Raw genomic sequence first — 15,426 nt, 5'->3', positions numbered from 1 at the left:
CCGTCCCGCACCACACCGCCATTCCGGAGGCAACCATGACCACCCCGCCCACGATCGAACTGGACTCGGTCACCGTCGGCTACGACCGTCGGGTCGTCTGCCGGGACGTCTCCCTGCGGATCGCCGAAGGGAGCTTCACCGTCTTCATCGGGCCGAACGGGTGCGGCAAGTCGACCCTGCTGCGCACCATCGCCCGGGTGTTGCGGCCCAGCGCGGGCCGGGTGGCCGTGGCCGGCCGCGACGTGCGCGGCTACCGCCGACGGCAGTACGCCCGCACCGTGGGCCTGCTACCCCAGGGCATCGAGGCACCGGCGGGGATGACCGTCACCGACCTGGTGCTGCGCGGGCGGCATCCGCACCGGTCGGCGTTGAGCCGCTGGACGGCGCAGGATGAACGGGCGGTCACCGCGGCGCTGGCCGCCACCGGCACCACCGACCTCGGCGACCGGGTGCTGACGGAACTCTCCGGCGGCCAGCGGCAACGCGCCTGGCTGGCCATGCTGCTGGCGCAGGACACCCCGGTCCTGCTGCTCGACGAACCGACCACCTACCTCGACATCGCCCACCAGTACGAGGTCCTCGACCTGCTCGCCGACCTGCACGCCGGCGGCCGGACCGTGGTCGCCGTCCTGCACGACCTCAACCAGGCGGCCCGCTACGCCACCGACCTGGTGGTGCTGCGCGACGGCCAGGTCGTCACGACCGGCCGCCCGGCGACGGTGCTCACCCCGGACCTCGTCGCCGACGTGTTCGGGCTGCGCTGCCGGATCGTGCCCGATCCGGTGACGGGCACGCCCGCGGTGTTCCCCGAGTCGTCCCGCCCCCACCCGACCGGCCCCGTGGTGGTGCCCGGTGGATGAGCGGACCACCCCCGCCGAGGGCGGGCCGCCGATGCGGCAGCCCGCCCGGTCGGCGGCGGAAGCCCCGGCCCTGGACATCACTACCTACCAGTCATGACCGACGGGGCTTCACCGCCGTGCGGCGCTAGCGCGGGCCCCGCCGGGGTCGGGGGACGATCTTCTCGGCGTCGACCACGGTGAACGAGGCGTACGGGTGGACGCCGCCGCTGACGACCGCGTCGGCCTGCCGGTCGCCCAGGAGCACCGAACGGAAGAACGCGGTGACGTATCCGGCGCTGACCTGCCGCTGTTCGGTCTCGGTCAGCTTGCGGGCCACGTGTGACCACTCGATCGGCGGTTCGGGGGTGCCGCTGTCCGGGTCCCAGTCCGGGAACGTCGGGGTGCCACACCAGCCCGGTGCCGGACCGAAGCCCTGGTCGTCGACGGCGCCGACCTGCCCGCTGCCGGGGGACCACTGGGTGTTGAGGAAGTTGTGGTTCGCGCCACGGACATGCCAGGTGTAGACCGGCTCGCGTGTGTGGCCGATCGCCAACTTCGCATAGTCGAGACCCTGCTCGCTGTCGCAGCCGCCGACCCAGACCGCGAGCGGTGCCGAGGTCACCCGGTAGAGCTTGGCATCGGGGGAACCCGGGTTGGTGGCGGTGCCCGAGCCGGCGGCGGCGAGGGCGAGGACGCCGGCCACGCGTACGCCTGCCGGAAGGTCGGCGCGGTGGACGTCGGCGGCGTGCCAGGCCACCGCCCGGCCGCCGCGTGAGTGGCCGAGTGTCCCCGTACGAGAGAAGTCGATCCTGCCTTTGAGGTCCGGGGTCGGGCCGTTGAAGTGGCCGGCCAGGGCGCCACGGCCGGTGCGGGCCAGTTCGGTCCAGAGCGCGAGATGCTTGTTGATGAGCTTCGCGCGCGCGTTGTCGGCCTCGGTGCCGATCTGACCGGCGTTGATCCCGTTGGCGCTGATCGAGACGACGACCATTCCCTGGGCGGCGAGCTGTCGGGCGAGGTAGTCGTAGCCCCGGTAGCTGGGCAGTGCGGCGACACCGGGCGCGCAGGGCCACTGCCAGAGCCGGTGGAGGGCGTCCAGCCAGCGCGGGTCGTCGTAGTAGTCGTCCGGCGACTCCTTCTCGATACGGGCCGCCTCGGCGTCGGCAGCCCGGTCGGCGCAGGTGGACCAGTAGCCGTGCGAGAGCACCACCAGCGGGAACGGCCCGTTGCCGGCGGCCGGGTAGTGCACGTTGCCGGTCAGTTCGATCGGTGCCAGGGTCGACGAGTCCGGGCCGTCGGTGTGGAAACCGGCGACGGTGAACGCGCGGTCGCCGAGGGTGTAGTCGAGCGACCTGACCGGATAGGTGCGGTCGTTCGCCTGAGCGGGTGACGTGGGCACGAGGCCGGCGGCGACCAGGGCCACTGCGGCCAGGCCCTTCAGCAATGACAACCTTTTCTCCTTCACGGGGACCGGGGGCTGGTACGTGCCACATCCTGGCGAACCCTTGTCAGGAACCTGTGGTGATCCGGTAGTGGTCCCGTTCTCCACCTGTTTCGATGTTCTGACGCCTCCTAGACTCGCCGCCGTGAACGCGAACGTGCTCGTCGCCGAGGACGACCCCAAGCAGGCCGAACTGCTCCGGCGGTACCTGGAGCACGAGGGTCACCGGGTGTCGGTGGTCCACGACGGCCGGGCCGCCCTGGACGAGATCCGCCACCGCCCGCCGGACCTGCTGGTGCTGGACGTCATGATGCCGCGCGTCGACGGCCTCGACGTGTGCCGCATCCTGCGTCGGGACTCCGACGTGCCGGTGCTGATGGTCACCGCCCGCAGCACCGAGGACGACCTGCTGCTGGGCCTGGACCTGGGCGCCGACGACTACCTGACGAAGCCGTACAGCCCGCGGGAACTGGCCGCGCGGGTGCGCACCCTGCTCCGCCGGACCCGGTCCACGCCTGCGCTGCCTGTCACGCCGGTGCTGCGGGTGGGCGACCTCCTCCTTGATCCGGTACGCCACGAGGTCACCGTCGCGGGCAGCCCGGTGGTGTGCACCCCGGGCGAGTTCGCCCTGTTGAGCGCGTTCGCTGCGGAGCCGGGCAGGGCGTTCAGCCGTGACCAGCTGCTCCGCCGGCTGCACGGGCTCGACTCGTACGTCACCGCACGCACGGTCGACGTGCACGTGATGAACCTGCGCCGGAAGATCGAGACGGATCCGCGACGGCCGGCACGGCTGCTCACCGTGTACGGCATCGGGTACAAACTCGCCGATGGCTGAGTGGTGCGGACGCGGCAGCCTCCTGGTCCGGCTGCTCGCCCTGAGCGTGGTCATCTCCGTACTCTCGATCTCGGCGACCGCCTGGCTCGCCGTACGCGACACGACCCGGGCGCTGCAACAGGAACGCGGCCGGGCGCTCGCCGACGACGCGCGGATCTACGACGCCCTGCTCGGGCACGCCGCGACACACCACGACTGGACGGGCGTGTCGCCACTGGTGCGGTCCCTCGCGGCCGACACCGAGCGACGGATCGTCCTGACCGACCGCAACCGCACCCCGCTCGCCGCGTCCGGTGCGGGAGCCCTGCCGCAGCGGGCCTCCGCCACCGTCGACCCGCTCGACGTCGACACCGATCTGGCGGGCACGGCGGGAGCCGGCGGCATCGACGCGCGGGCCACCGGCCCGTACCAGCTACCGGACGCCGAACGGACCGCGCTGCGCAGATTGGCGGTGCGGGCACTGGACTGTCTGCACGGGCCGCTCGACCCGGCACCGCTGACCGCGGCGGAAGGGTTGCTTCCGGTCCGTACCGACGCGGAGATCGTCGTCGCCCCCAGCGGCCGGCCCCGCATCACGTCCCGGGGCGCCACCGTCACCGGCGACGCGCGGTGCGCCGGGGAATTCGACGCGTTGGCCGAGCCGACCGCCACCGAACGACAAGCGCTGGACCAGCTCGACGACCTGGTCAACACCTGCCTGGGCCGCCAGCGGATTCCGGCGGTGCGAACCGACCTCGACGGACAGTGGACCCCGGCCGGGTCCGGCCTGATCGCCACCGAACGACGCGACGACGTCGACGGTTGTGTCGCCGGGGCCCGACGTACCCAGATCGCCGGCCACGTCGCGCCGCCCGTGCTGCTGTTCGTCACCGACCCGGGTACCCCGGCGCCGGTCGGCGCGTTCGACCTCACCCCGGCCAACCGGTTGCGGATCTTCGGGGTGGCCGGGGTGGTGCTGCTCGTCGCGGTCGGCGTCACGGTGCTGGTGGGGGTGCGGCTGGTCCGACCACTACACGCGTTGACCGCCGCGGCCGGGCGGATGCGCAACGGCGACACCACGGCACGGGTGCGGGTCGCCGGACGCGACGAGATCGCCCGGCTCGGCACCGCGTTCAACGAGATGGCGGAACAGCGGTGCCGGGTCGAGCAACTGCGCCGCGACATGGTCGGCGACATCGCCCACGAGATGCGTACGCCGGTGACGAACATCCGCGGCTGGCTGGAGGCAGCCGAGGACGGGGTGGTCGAACTCGATGTGGACCTGGTCAGCTCGCTGCTGGACGAGGCGCTGCTCCTCCAGCACGTCATCGACGACCTTCAGGATCTCGCCGCAGCCGACGCGGGCGAGCTGACACTGCACCGGCAACAGGTCGAGGTGCCCAGGCTGCTGCGCGAGGTCGCGGACGCCTTCGCTCCCGCCGCCGAGTCCGCCGGGGTCACGCTGGTCGTCGATGCCGTACCCGGCACGCTCGACGCCGATCCGATCCGGCTCCGGCAGGCCATCGGCAATTTGATCACCAACGCGATCCGGCACACGCCCGCCGACGGCCGGGTCACGCTCTCCGCCCGACACCGGGCAGCGTACGTCGAGATCGTCGTGGCTGATACCGGGCCGGGGATTCCGGAGGAACAGCGTGACCTCGTCTTCGAACGGTTCTGGCGGGCCGAGAAATCCCGCAACCGGCGGACGGGCGGCAGCGGTCTCGGGCTCGCCATCGTCCGCAAGATCGCCGAATCACACGGCGGCACCTCGGCGGTCTCCGGCACCGTCGGGACGGGGGCGGTGTTCACCCTTCGCCTTCCGGCCGCAGCCGGTCAGGCCGACCCGCCGCACGGAGCCCCGCTCCCCGACCGACCCTGACCCCGCACCGCAGTGACCGGGTGGGGACTCGCCTGCGCAATGCCGGGGCCACCGGCGCCGACCTCCCAGCCCCGCCAGCCCGCCCGTATCCCGAGCCGGTCGACGTGCCCCCGGGTGACGGTCGGCTGCGGCTCGGACCCGGGGCCGGCGGAGGGCTTCGGTGAACTCACCTCCCCATCCTCACGACCGACCGCCTCCGGTGCCAGTACGACGCCGCACAGAAGCCGGATGCAACCGGACACGGGACGAGCGGTCTCGTCGGACCGCGCGCGAGTCGGCGGCTCGTCGCGGCCGGCGGCTGGCCGGTCACGGGAACCCGTCAGCGGTTCACTGCACCTGGTACGCACCGCCGCACGCGTCGGCGAGGGTCGACCCGAACAGCGCCGCCGGCGTGTACGCGCCCGGTTTCCCCTGCCCGTCGAGCAGCCGCCGGACCACCTCGGCGGGCACCGTCGCCGTCCAGGACTGGGCCTCGCCGACCCGCAGCCAGCCCTCGCGGATGCTGCCGTCCGGCCATTCCACGACGGCGTGGCCCCAGGAGTGCTCGCGGGGCTTCGGGCGGGCCCTGGTCGCTACCGTGGCGAGCCGTCGCCGCAGGAGGGCGCGCACCGGGCCGATCGCGAGCAGCGCGGTCGCCACGGGCAGCACCGCGCGCATGACCGGGGAGGACGGGGCCTCGCTCGATGCGGCGAGCACGTCCGCTGCGCCGCTGGCCCGTTGGGCGGCCATCAGTTCGCCGAGCGGCATGCCGGCGGTGGTCACCGTGGACCCGTCGGGCAGGACCAGTTTCATCGGGTCGCAGCCGAGACGGGCCGGGGCGAGTCGTCCGTCGCGGTACCGGCGGCCCTGGAACCGCCCACCGCCCTCGACCCCGGGGATGCCCTCCACGATCGTGGCGGCGAGGGCGTCGCCGACGACGCCGTCCTCGGTGGCCAACGAGGGCACCATGTCGACCCGGACCCGCCGGGGTGTCGGCTGCCCCTGGCAGAGCTTCACCACGACGCTCTCGGTGGCGGTCACGCCGAAGCCGGCTCCCGTGACGGCCGTGCGTCCCGCTGTCGTCAACTCGCCGTGCCGGCCGAGGACCGCCGACACCGAGGCCAGATCGTTGGCGAGGTCGAGGTAGTGGCCGGTCGGGAGGCACGCGTCCAGCAGGGGCAGGGCCGTCTCGATGAACGGTCCGACGGTGTTGACCACCACGGCCGGCCGCTCCCGGCGGATCGCGGCCACGGTCTCGCGGACCGTACCGGCGAGCATCGTCGGCAGCCCGCCGGCGGCGGCCTTGAGCCGTTCGGCGTCCCGGCCGACCAGCACCGGCTCGATGTTCCGTCGGCGCAGTTCGGCCGCGATAGCGCGGCCGCTGCGGCCGGTGCCGCCGAGGATCCATACGTCGGTCATGGCACAGCTCCGCCCTGGTGCGGCATCCGCCCCAGTGACGACACGCCGTGTCATCACCATACCGGCGACGACATGCGATGTCATCACGACTACACTGGGACCATGGCCAGGTGGCGACCGGATGCCCGCGAGCGGCTGCGGCAGGCGGCGCTCGAACTCTTCGCCGAGCAGGGCTTCGCCGCGACCACTGTGCCGGCGATCACCGCGCGGGCCGGCCTGACGACGCGCACGTTCTTCCGGCACTTCGCCGACAAGCGCGAGGTGCTCTTCGCGGACGAGGCCGAGATCGGTGCCTACGCCAAGCAACTCATGGCCACGGCGCCCGCAGACGAACCGCTGGCGTTCATCGTCGCGGGCCTGCGCACGCTCGCCGAGACGTATTTCGAAGGTCGCAAGGACGACCTGCGGCAGCGGCGCGCCATCGTGGCGTCCGACCCGGGGCTGCGCGAACGCGACCAGCACAAGCGCGCGATGCTGGCCCAGGTGATGCGGGACGGCTTCCGGGCCGGCGGCCTCGATCCGCTGCGGGCCGACCTGCTCGCCGAGACGGCGGGAACCCTGATGTACGTGTCCGTCGCCGCATGGCTCGACACCGACGACGGTCGCCGGCTCGCCGACATCATCGACGCCGCACTCGCGACCTTGCGGACCGAGCTGGAAGGGCTGCCCACCTCGAACGGTCAGGTCGCTACTGCCAGGCGCCGCTGCGGCAGATGAACTGGGTGGTGCCGCTGTACTGGGTGGTGCCCCCGTCGACGTAGCTGTAGCTGGCCCGCACCGGGTGGCCGAGGTTGCTGGCCGGGCAGGTGGCGAAGAGGGTCGGCCCGGCGGTCGTGAAGGTGCCGACGCTGCCGGAGTACCAGGTGATGCTCCAGGTCGTCGTGCCGGTGCTGCTGCCGTCGCAGTAGAACTGCGACGCGCCGGACTCGCAGAAGGGCGCCGGGGCGGCGGCGAGGGCCGGCGTGGCCCCGGCGGCCACGAGGCCCAGGGCGGCAAGCGCGGAGGTGGCCAGGGCCGTGACGGTGGTACGCATGGAACTCCTCCCAACGTAGCCAGGTAACGACTGAGCGCGACGTCAGCCTAACCGTTGCATCGACGTACCCGAATTAGCTGTTCGGTCAGTCGGTCGCCCGGTGCAGCCAACGGTCATGGTGCACCGCCTCGGCGAGCGGCCGGCGTCGCCGCCACCCGTGCCGCTCCAGGTCGGGCACGGCCTCCAGATGGGTGACCGGCCCGACGCAGAGCCAGGCCACCGGCCGGATGCCGGCCGGCACACCCAGTAGGTCGGCCAGGAACGACTCCCGGTAGAAGGAGACCCACCCCACGCCCAACCCCTCGGCGGTCGCGGCGAGCCAGAGGTTCTGGATGGCCAGGCAGACCGAGTAGAGGCCGGCGTCGGCGATGGCGTGCCGCCCGAGCACCGCCGGGCCCCCGCGCTGCGGGTCGTAGGTGACGACGATGGACAGCGTCGACTCCAGCACCCCGTCGATCTTGATGCGCGCGAACCGTTCGGCCGCGGCACCGTCCAGAGCGGCGGCGAACGTGGCCCGCTCGGCCTGCACGTGCCGGTAGAACCGACGACGGACGGCAGGGTCCCGCACCAGGACGAAGTCCCACGGCTGCGAGTGGCCGACGCTGGGCGCGGCGTGCGCGGCGTCGAGGATCCGGTGCAGGGTGTCGGCCGGCACCGGCTCCCCGGTGAACTCGGCCCGGACGTCCCGGCGGCGGTGGATGGCGTCGTAGAGTTCCACAGGCAGGCTCCCGCTGCGCTCGGCCCACCCCCGACGGGTGGGCGGTCGACGCGAGGCCGGTCTTCGGACTCCCGGATCAACGCCGACCCGTCCGCCTTCCCAGCCGTACGGCCAGTGGCTGCGCTCCTCGCGCCTGGACGGTCGCTCCCCGGTCACCGCGGCGGGCCCGTGCCGGATTCACACCGGCTTCCCGATTCTCCCCGCAGTTGCGGGGCACCTCGCACGATCATGCCGCCGCCGATGCTATCGGTGGATCACGTACGGGTGGCGGTGGTGCGGCCACGGTTCCCGGTCGGGTAGTGCCTGCGCAGGTCGGAGGTCGTCATCCGGTCGAGCATCCGGTCGGGAAGGACGCGGGAGGCCCGGATGAGGAGGGCAGCCGTCGCGCCGATGGTGTAGCGGGTGCGGGGCCTGCGGTCGGTCACCGCCGCGGCGATCCTCTTCGCGGCGACGGCGGAGGTCACCCCGGCCCTGGTGAACGCCGCCACGTGGGAGGGGATCGCCTGCATCAGGGCACCGTAGCGCTCGTTCTGCTCCGGGGTCATCGTCTCGTCGAGACGGCCGAGGGCGGCGAGGCCGACGCGGGACATCTCGGTTTTGACGCCGCCCGGTTCGACCACCACCACCTGCACGCCGTACGAGGCCAGTTCGTTGCGCAGCGCGTCGCTCATCGCCTCCATGGCGAACTTGCTGGCGGCGTACGGACCGTAGCCGGCCATGGAGACCCTGCCGTTGAGGGAGCTGATGTTGACGACGCGCCCCTTGCCGCGCAGCAGCGCGGGGAGCAGGGCCTGGGTGACCGCGACGTGACCGAAGAGGTTCACCTCGAAGATGCGCCGCCACTCGTGCAGCGGCACCACCTCGACCGGGCCGGCACCGGGGACGCCGGCGTTGTTGACCAGCGCCCGCAGCGGCAGCGGATCCCGCCCGACGCGTGCGGCGAGCGCGGCGACGTGGTCGGGGTCGGTGATGTCGAGGATCACCGGCTCGATGCGGTCGGTCCGCAGGGGCGTGGCGTCGCCCTCGCGCCGCACGCCGGCGAGGACGTGGAAACCACGCCGGGCCAGTTCCCGCGCGGTGGCCGCACCCATGCCGGTCGACGCGCCGGTCACGACCACGAGTTCCCGACTTTCAGTTGACGTTGTCATCTCTCAAGTCTGCACCAATCAGATGACAACGTCAACCGAGTGAAGTGACTTAGTCATCACCGGCGGACTAGCATCGTCCGCGTGACCAGCCGCGCCGAATCAGCCGCCGCCACCCGCCGCGCCCTGCTCGAAGCGGCCGCCGAGCTGCTCGACTCCGGTGGCCTCGACGCAGTGACGTTGCGCGCGGTGGGAGCACGCGCCGGAGTGACGCGCGGAGCGCCCTACCGGCACTTCCCCGACAAGGAAAGCCTGCTGATCGCCGTCGGGACCCGGGCCTGGGACACGCTCGGGGACCGCATGCAGACCCTTCGCGCGACACCTGGCCTGTCGGCCGCCGAAAAGCTCCGCGGCGGCCTCCTCGCACTCGTCGACGTCGGCCGCCGTCAACCGCACCTCTACAAGCTCATGTTCAGCAACCCGCCCGGCGACCCCACCGCACTCGCCCGGGCCGCCCAGCGGAGCCAGACCGAGTTCCTGGCCGTCGTCGCCGAACTGGTGGGCGAGCAGGACGCCCGCCGGTACGCGGCCCTGCTCATCAGCAGCGCCAACGGAATCGCCGGCCTACAGGCCAGTGGCCAGCTCGCCGACCCGAAGTGGGGAGGCGTCAGCGCCGAAGACCTCACCGACACCCTCGTCGACATGGTCGCCGTCAGGAACCGGCACACCTGACCGGCGGGCAGCGGACTCGACGGCCGGTGGGGACCGGTCGGCACGTGGGCTCGGCAGCACCGGGTCCGGCAGTCTGACGGTAGTCGGCGGGCCGAGGACGGCACGGGGCCGACGAGCCGGCCGGTGGCCCGTGGGTAGGTCCGGGCAGGGCCGACCCGGGAGCCGGCCCTGCCCGACGTCGTCCGTCAGCGGGCGGGAAACCTCTCGTCGAGGGCGAGGTTGAGTTCCAGCACGTTCACGCCGGGCTCGCCCATGAAGCCGAGCGACCGGCCGGTGGTGTGCTTCGCCACCAGCGCCCGGACCGCTGCGGGGTCCGCGGCGCGCTCGCGCGCGACCCGGGCCACCTGGATCCGGGCGTACGCCGGGGAGATGTGCGGGTCGAGGCCGCTGCCGCTGGCGGTGACGGCGTCGGCCGGCACCGCGGGTGTCGCCGGAGCGTCACCCCGCACCGGCACGATCAGCCCGCCGGCGGCCACGTAGTCCTCGTCCGGCCTGGCCAGTTCGACAGGCACGCCCTGCCAGGAGCTGACGAACGGCGTGGCCGGGGCGACCTGGTTGACGCTGACCACGCGGATGACCGGGCCGGTGAGCCCGTCGGCGCGGAACACGGCAAGCACCGCGCCGACCCCGTCCGGTGTGCAGTACGGGCGTCGTCCGTCCACCCCGTCCAGTGCACCCACCGCCCTGGAGCGGGCGCAGACCTGGGTGAGCAGGCTCTCGGAGGCTGCCTCCGGGTCGGTCGAGAGGGTGTCGACGACGCTTTCCGGGCCAAGGTTGCCGGCCGCCGTGGAGGTCGGGTCGTAGCCGTCGCCAGCGGCGGACGGGCGGGACTGGAAATAGCGCGGGACGGGGTTGCCGTCCCCGTCGGTGAACGACTGCCCGATCAGCGCGCTGCCGACGGTCTTGCCGTCCACGGTGATCAGGGAGCCGTCCGCCGTGCCGGACAGGCCGGGAAGCTGCCCGGCCGCGACCAGGGCGAGCGGATAGGCCAAGCCGAGCAGCACGGTGAAGACGAGTACGGCGCGCAGGGCGGCCAGGTGTTGGGTGAGCCAACTGGGAAGTCGCATGTCAGATCCCCGGGACGAACTGGATGAGCAGGTCGATGAGCTTGATGCCGACGAACGGCACCACGATGCCGCCGAGGCCGTAGCGCAACAGGTTGCGGCTGAGCAGCTTCGAGGCGCTGGCCGGGCGGTAGCGCACACCGCGCAGGGCCAGCGGGATCAGCGCGATGATCACCAGGGCGTTGAAGATGACCGCCGACAGGATCGCCGACTCCGGGCTGGCCAGCCGCATGACGTTCAGCGTGTCCAGGCTCGGGTAGATGCCGGCGAACATGGCCGGGATGATCGCGAAGTACTTCGCGATGTCGTTGGCGATGCTGAACGTGGTCAACGCGCCCCGGGTGATCAGCAACTGCTTGCCGATCTCGACGATCTCGATCAGCTTCGTCGGGTCGGAGTCCAGGTCGACCATGTTGCCGGCCTCCTTCGCCGCCGACGTGCCGGTGTTCATCGCCACGCCGACGTCGGCCTGGGCCAGGGCGGGGGCGTCGTTGGTGCCGTCGCCGGTCATCGCGACCAGCCGGCCGCCCTCCTGCTCCTTCTTGATCAGCGCGAGCTTGTCCTCCGGCGTGGCCTCGGCGAGGAAGTCGTCCACGCCGGCCTCGTCCGCGATGGCCTTCGCGGTACGCGGGTTGTCGCCGGTGATCATCACGGTCCGGATGCCCATCCGGCGCATCTCGTCGAAGCGCTCGCGCATGCCGGCCTTGACCACGTCCTTGAGATGGATCACCCCGAGGGCGCGGGCCGGTTCCCCGTCGACGTGCTCGGCCACGACGAGGGGGGTGCCGCCGATGCCACTGATCTCGTCGACGATCTGCCCGACCTGCTCGGTGGGGTGGCCGCCGTTCTCGCGTACCCACTTCATCACGGCGGCGGCGGCGCCCTTGCGGACCCGGCGCGCCGGGTCCTGACCGGCGTCGGCGGTGAGGTCGACGCCGCTCATCCGGGTCTGCGCGGTGAACGGCACGAAGGTGGCGTGCGGAATGAGGCCGGGTTCGCGCTCGCGCAGCCCGTACCCGTTCTTGGCCAATACCACCACGGAGCGCCCCTCGGGCGTCTCGTCGGCCAGGCTGGAGAGTTGGGCCGCGTCCGCGACGGTGGCCGCGTCCACGCCGTCCACCGGCAGGAACTCGGCGGCCTGCCGGTTGCCGAGAGTGATCGTGCCGGTCTTGTCCAGCAGCAGCGTGTTGACGTCGCCGGCCGCCTCGACCGCCCGACCGCTCATCGCCAGCACGTTGCGTTGGACGAGGCGGTCCATACCGGCGATGCCGATCGCCGAGAGCAGCGCGCCGATGGTGGTCGGGATCAGGCAGACCAGCAGCGAGACCAGTACCACGCCGGTGACCCCGGAGTCGGTGATCGCTCCGGAGTCCGGCGCGGCGGCCTGGTAGCCCTTGGCGAAGATGGCGAGCGGTTGCAGGGTCACCACGGCCAGCAGGAAAATGATCGTCAGCGCGGCCAACAGGATGTTGAGCGCGATCTCGTTCGGCGTCTTCTGCCGGTTGGCGCCCTCCACAAGGGCGATCATCCGGTCGATGAAACTCTCGCCAGGCTTCTGCGTGATCTTCACGACGATCCGGTCGGAGAGGACCTTGGTCCCCCCGGTGACCGCGCTACGGTCGCCGCCGGACTCCCGGATCACCGGGGCGGACTCCCCCGTGATCGCCGACTCGTCGACGCTGGCGATGCCCTCGACCACGTCACCGTCGCCGGGGATGATGTTGCCGGCCTCGACCAGCACGACGTCGCCCTGCCTGAGCTCCGGTGCCGGCACGGCCTCGTCGGTGTAGGTGTTCGCGGCGGCCCCCGGCGTCCAGCCGACCAGCCGGGTCGCGATGGTGTCCTTCTTCGCCTGCCGCAGCGTGGCTGCCTGCGCCTTGCCCCGGCCCTCCGCGACCGCCTCGGCGAGGTTGGCGAAGAGCACGGTCAGCCAGAGCCAGATCGCGATCGCGATCGCGAACACCGACGGGTCGGCGGCGGCGAGCACCGTGGTGAACAGCGCGCCGATCTCCACGATCAGCATCACCGGGTTGCGCCACAACGTGCGCGGGTCGAGTTTGCGCAGCGCGTCGGGCAGGGACCGGAGCAGCTGCTTCGGATCGAGCAGACCGCCGCCGACCCGGTTGCCCTGGGTGGCGGGTGTACCGGCGGTGGCCGCGTCGGCGGTGCCGTGCGGTGCCGACGTGGACGTGGTCATGTCCTTCTCTCTCATGGTGGTCACAGCCCTTCGGCCAGCGGGCCGAGCGCGAGCGCGGGCAGGAAGGTGAGCGCGACGAGGACCACCGTGACGCCGACGACCATCCCGACGAAGAGCGGCTTGTGGGTCGGCAGGGTGCCCTCGGACGCGGGAGTCGGCTTCTGGCGGGCCAGCGAGCCGGCCAGCGCGAGCACGAAGATGATCGGCAGGAACCGGCCGAGCAGCATGCACAGGCCCAGCGCGGTGTTCCACCACGGTGTGCTGACCGTGATGCCGGCGAACGCGGAGCCGTTGTTGTTGCTCGCCGAGGTGAACGCGTAGAGCACCTCGGACAGGCCGTGCGGGCCGACGTTGAGGGCTGTGGAGTTGTTACCCGTCGCGAAGGCCGCCGCCGTCCCGGCCAGCACCAGCACGGGGGTGACCAGGAAGTACATCGAGGCGAACTTGATCTCCCTTGAGCCGATCTTCTTGCCCAGGTACTCGGGGGTACGACCGACCATCAGGCCGGCGACGAACACGGTGATCACCGCAAGGATCAGCAGGCCGTAGAGGCCAGCGCCGACACCGCCGGGGGCGACCTCGCCGAGCATCATGTTGCCCAGCAGCATCCCGCCGCCCAGCGCCGTGTACGAGTCGTGGAACGAATTGACCGCGCCGGTCGAGGTGAGCGTGGTGGCGGCGGCGAAGGTGGCCGAGTTCGACACGTCGAACCGCACCTCCTTGCCTTCGAGGGCCGCGCCGACCGCCTGCGGCACCGTGCCGTGCCCGCCGAGTTCGAACACGTTGGTCAGGGCGACGCTGGCGACAGCCAGGATGCCCATCACGGCGGCGACCGCGTAACCCTGCCGGTTCTGGCCGACCATCCGGCCGAAGACCCGGGGCAGGCTGAACGGGATCAGCAGGATCAGGAAGATCTCCAGCCAGTTGGTCCACGAGGTGGGGTTCTCGAACGGGTGGGCGCTGTTGACGTTGTAGAAGCCACCACCGTTGGTACCCAGCTCCTTGATGACCTCCTGGCTGGCCACCGGCCCGCCGGTGATCGTCTGGCTGCCGCCGGTCAGGGTGGTCACGTCGGTGCCGGCCGACAGGTTCTGCACCACGCCGCCGACCATCAGGGCGAGTGCGCCGAGCACCGCGATCGGCAGCAGGATCCGCAGCACGATCCGGGTCAGGTCGACCCAGAAGTTGCCCAGCTCGCCGGTGCGGCTGCGGGCGAAGCCCCGCACCAGCGCCACCGCGACGGCGATGCCGACCGCGGCGGAGACGAAGTTCTGCACCGCCAGGCCGGCCATCTGCACCAGGTGGCCCATGGTCGACTCACCCGAGTACCACTGCCAGTTCGTGTTGGTCACGAACGACACCGCGGTGTTCCACGCGCCGTGCGGCACCACCGGATCGAAGCCCAGCGACAGCCACAGCCTGTCCTGCACCCGCTGGAACAGATAGAGGAACAAGATCGAGACCGCCGAGAACGCCAGCACGCTGCGGGCGTACACGCCCCACGACTGCTCGGCGGCCGGGTTGACCCCGACCAGGCGGTACACGCCCCGCTCCAGGCGGGACTGCCTGGTGCCGGACACCACCCGGAACATGTAGTCGCCGAACGGCCTGTAGACCGCGACGAGGCCCGCGACCAGGGACAGGGCGAAGACGACGCCCGCTGTCGTCGTGGTCATCAGAACCGCTCCGGGAACAGCAGGGCGACCACCAGGAACACGGCCAGCCCGATCGCCAGCACCAAACCGACGGCGTTGACGGCGCTCACAGCTTCTCCACACCCCTCACCACGAGGGCGAGCGCTGCGAACAGCCCCACCGTCAACACCACGAACAGCACGTCAGACACCGCTGACTCCTCTGACCGGCAATGAGATCGTCACGACCGCCATCCGGTCGCGCCGGGCAATCACAACGCCTCCGACGTGCGACGAACAGGGTCGTTAACGCAACCATCACGCCGTCCGGGCGTTTCTTGACGCGCCTTTAACACCGCACGCTGATCAGGTGAAACGGCTCACATGCTTCGCGGGCTACTCACGGTGGACCACGTGCTTCCCGCTGCCGGTGCGGCGGACCCGGTTGGTCTCGCCGCGCTCGTTGCCGGCCCGTTCCGGCTCGGCCGGCAGCATGCCGCAGAACCGCTGTCTGCGGCATGCTGCCGAGAGGGTGCCGCCGGCGGCTTCCGGTACGCGACGGAGCAGCGGCAGGTCGTCGCCGGACACGCGGT

At 71.7% G+C, this 15,426-nt stretch carries 15 protein-coding genes and 1 riboswitch; of the genes, 5 read left to right on the top strand and 10 right to left on the bottom strand.

The window, feature by feature from the left end:
* Window positions 1-35 precede the first annotated feature (35 nt).
* Entirely contained in the window at window positions 36-860 is an 825-nt protein-coding gene (locus ACWCHM_RS07315) for an ABC transporter ATP-binding protein (protein ID WP_454221821.1), read from the top strand.
* Window positions 861-984: 124 nt separating this feature from the next.
* Here ACWCHM_RS07315 and ACWCHM_RS07310 read toward each other — a convergent pair whose 3' ends face one another.
* The gene (locus tag ACWCHM_RS07310) at window positions 985-2,286 is read right to left on the bottom strand and encodes a hypothetical protein (protein ID WP_454221820.1); all 1,302 of its coding nucleotides are present in this window, start codon (window positions 2,284-2,286) and stop codon (window positions 985-987) included.
* Window positions 2,287-2,422: 136 nt separating this feature from the next.
* Here ACWCHM_RS07310 and ACWCHM_RS07305 point away from each other — a divergent pair, with 136 nt between their 5' ends.
* Window positions 2,423-3,112: a response regulator transcription factor gene (locus ACWCHM_RS07305; RefSeq protein ID WP_204961701.1), complete on the top strand. Its 690-nt coding sequence runs from the start codon at window positions 2,423-2,425 to the stop codon at window positions 3,110-3,112.
* A complete protein-coding gene (locus ACWCHM_RS07300) occupies window positions 3,105-4,973 on the top strand; it encodes a sensor histidine kinase (RefSeq protein ID WP_454221819.1) in 1,869 nt (622 codons plus the stop codon). The genes ACWCHM_RS07305 and ACWCHM_RS07300 overlap by 8 nt, the downstream gene beginning before the upstream one ends.
* Before the next feature lie 327 nt (window positions 4,974-5,300).
* On the opposite strand, the gene ACWCHM_RS07295 is transcribed toward ACWCHM_RS07300, so the two are convergent.
* Window positions 5,301-6,371 (bottom strand): hypothetical protein, encoded by a 1,071-nt coding sequence (locus ACWCHM_RS07295; RefSeq protein ID WP_454221818.1) that lies wholly within the window; start codon window positions 6,369-6,371, stop codon window positions 5,301-5,303.
* A 102-nt stretch (window positions 6,372-6,473) separates the two neighbouring features.
* Between ACWCHM_RS07295 and ACWCHM_RS07290 the strand changes: the two genes are divergently transcribed.
* Window positions 6,474-7,088 carry a TetR/AcrR family transcriptional regulator gene (locus ACWCHM_RS07290; protein ID WP_454221817.1) on the top strand — a complete coding sequence of 205 codons (615 nt, stop codon included), beginning with the start codon at window positions 6,474-6,476 and terminating at the stop codon, window positions 7,086-7,088.
* Here the strand turns inward: ACWCHM_RS07290 and ACWCHM_RS07285 are convergent.
* The 3 genes from ACWCHM_RS07285 to ACWCHM_RS07275 all read right to left on the bottom strand — a co-directional run bounded on the left by ACWCHM_RS07285 (window position 7,060) and on the right by ACWCHM_RS07275 (window position 9,270).
* Complete coding sequence (locus ACWCHM_RS07285) at window positions 7,060-7,404, bottom strand: hypothetical protein (protein ID WP_088645963.1); 345 nt, start codon at window positions 7,402-7,404, stop codon at window positions 7,060-7,062. The two genes, ACWCHM_RS07290 and ACWCHM_RS07285, sit on opposite strands and share 29 nt — an antisense overlap.
* Window positions 7,405-7,489: 85 nt before the next feature.
* Window positions 7,490-8,122 carry a 5,6-dimethylbenzimidazole synthase gene (bluB, locus tag ACWCHM_RS07280; protein WP_454221816.1) on the bottom strand — a complete coding sequence of 211 codons (633 nt, stop codon included), beginning with the start codon at window positions 8,120-8,122 and terminating at the stop codon, window positions 7,490-7,492.
* A 37-nt stretch (window positions 8,123-8,159) separates the two neighbouring features.
* Window positions 8,160-8,358, bottom strand: a riboswitch (cobalamin riboswitch).
* Between the two features lie 18 nt (window positions 8,359-8,376).
* Window positions 8,377-9,270 carry an SDR family NAD(P)-dependent oxidoreductase gene (locus ACWCHM_RS07275; protein ID WP_454221815.1) on the bottom strand — a complete coding sequence of 298 codons (894 nt, stop codon included), beginning with the start codon at window positions 9,268-9,270 and terminating at the stop codon, window positions 8,377-8,379.
* Between the two features lie 81 nt (window positions 9,271-9,351).
* Here ACWCHM_RS07275 and ACWCHM_RS07270 point away from each other — a divergent pair, with 81 nt between their 5' ends.
* On the top strand, window positions 9,352-9,939 hold the full coding sequence (locus tag ACWCHM_RS07270; RefSeq protein WP_454221814.1) for a TetR/AcrR family transcriptional regulator: 588 nt from the start codon (window positions 9,352-9,354) through the stop codon (window positions 9,937-9,939).
* A gap of 185 nt (window positions 9,940-10,124) precedes the next feature.
* Here ACWCHM_RS07270 and ACWCHM_RS07265 read toward each other — a convergent pair whose 3' ends face one another.
* The 5 genes from ACWCHM_RS07265 to ACWCHM_RS07245 form a co-directional block, all read right to left on the bottom strand.
* Window positions 10,125-11,006, bottom strand: a complete 882-nt coding sequence (locus ACWCHM_RS07265; RefSeq protein ID WP_454221813.1) for a potassium-transporting ATPase subunit C — start codon at window positions 11,004-11,006, stop codon at window positions 10,125-10,127.
* Between the two features lies 1 nt (window position 11,007).
* The gene (kdpB, locus tag ACWCHM_RS07260) at window positions 11,008-13,200 is read right to left on the bottom strand and encodes a potassium-transporting ATPase subunit KdpB (protein WP_281896120.1); all 2,193 of its coding nucleotides are present in this window, start codon (window positions 13,198-13,200) and stop codon (window positions 11,008-11,010) included.
* Between the two features lie 20 nt (window positions 13,201-13,220).
* Window positions 13,221-14,876: a potassium-transporting ATPase subunit KdpA gene (gene kdpA, locus ACWCHM_RS07255; RefSeq protein WP_454221812.1), complete on the bottom strand. Its 1,656-nt coding sequence runs from the start codon at window positions 14,874-14,876 to the stop codon at window positions 13,221-13,223.
* On the bottom strand, window positions 14,876-14,965 hold the full coding sequence (gene kdpF / locus ACWCHM_RS07250) for a K(+)-transporting ATPase subunit F (protein WP_074475088.1): 90 nt from the start codon (window positions 14,963-14,965) through the stop codon (window positions 14,876-14,878). The genes kdpA and kdpF overlap by 1 nt, the downstream gene beginning before the upstream one ends.
* Window positions 14,966-15,229: 264 nt before the next feature.
* Complete coding sequence (locus ACWCHM_RS07245; RefSeq protein ID WP_454221811.1) at window positions 15,230-15,421, bottom strand: hypothetical protein; 192 nt, start codon at window positions 15,419-15,421, stop codon at window positions 15,230-15,232.
* Between the last annotated feature and the right edge of the window lie 5 nt (window positions 15,422-15,426).

This window comes from Micromonospora sp. SCSIO 07396 (genome assembly GCF_053667945.1).
Note: the sequence above shows the minus strand (reverse complement) of the source record. Positions and strands in the feature narration are given on the sequence as shown.

Bases quoted from the DNA above. Each gene is read 5' to 3' on its own strand.
- ACWCHM_RS07295 (WP_454221818.1), bottom strand. From the start codon at position 6,371: ATGACCGACGTATGGATCCTCGGCGGCACCGGCCGCAGCGGCCGCGCT.
- ACWCHM_RS07300 (WP_454221819.1), top strand. From the start codon at position 3,105: ATGGCTGAGTGGTGCGGACGCGGCAGCCTCCTGGTCCGGCTGCTCGCC.
- ACWCHM_RS07265 (WP_454221813.1), bottom strand. From the start codon at position 11,006: ATGCGACTTCCCAGTTGGCTCACCCAACACCTGGCCGCCCTGCGCGCC.
- kdpB (WP_281896120.1), bottom strand. From the start codon at position 13,200: ATGACCACGTCCACGTCGGCACCGCACGGCACCGCCGACGCGGCCACC.
- ACWCHM_RS07285 (WP_088645963.1), bottom strand. From the start codon at position 7,404: ATGCGTACCACCGTCACGGCCCTGGCCACCTCCGCGCTTGCCGCCCTG.
- ACWCHM_RS07290 (WP_454221817.1), top strand. From the start codon at position 6,474: ATGGCCAGGTGGCGACCGGATGCCCGCGAGCGGCTGCGGCAGGCGGCG.
- kdpA (WP_454221812.1), bottom strand. From the start codon at position 14,876: ATGACCACGACGACAGCGGGCGTCGTCTTCGCCCTGTCCCTGGTCGCG.
- ACWCHM_RS07315 (WP_454221821.1), top strand. From the start codon at position 36: ATGACCACCCCGCCCACGATCGAACTGGACTCGGTCACCGTCGGCTAC.
- ACWCHM_RS07275 (WP_454221815.1), bottom strand. From the start codon at position 9,270: ATGACAACGTCAACTGAAAGTCGGGAACTCGTGGTCGTGACCGGCGCG.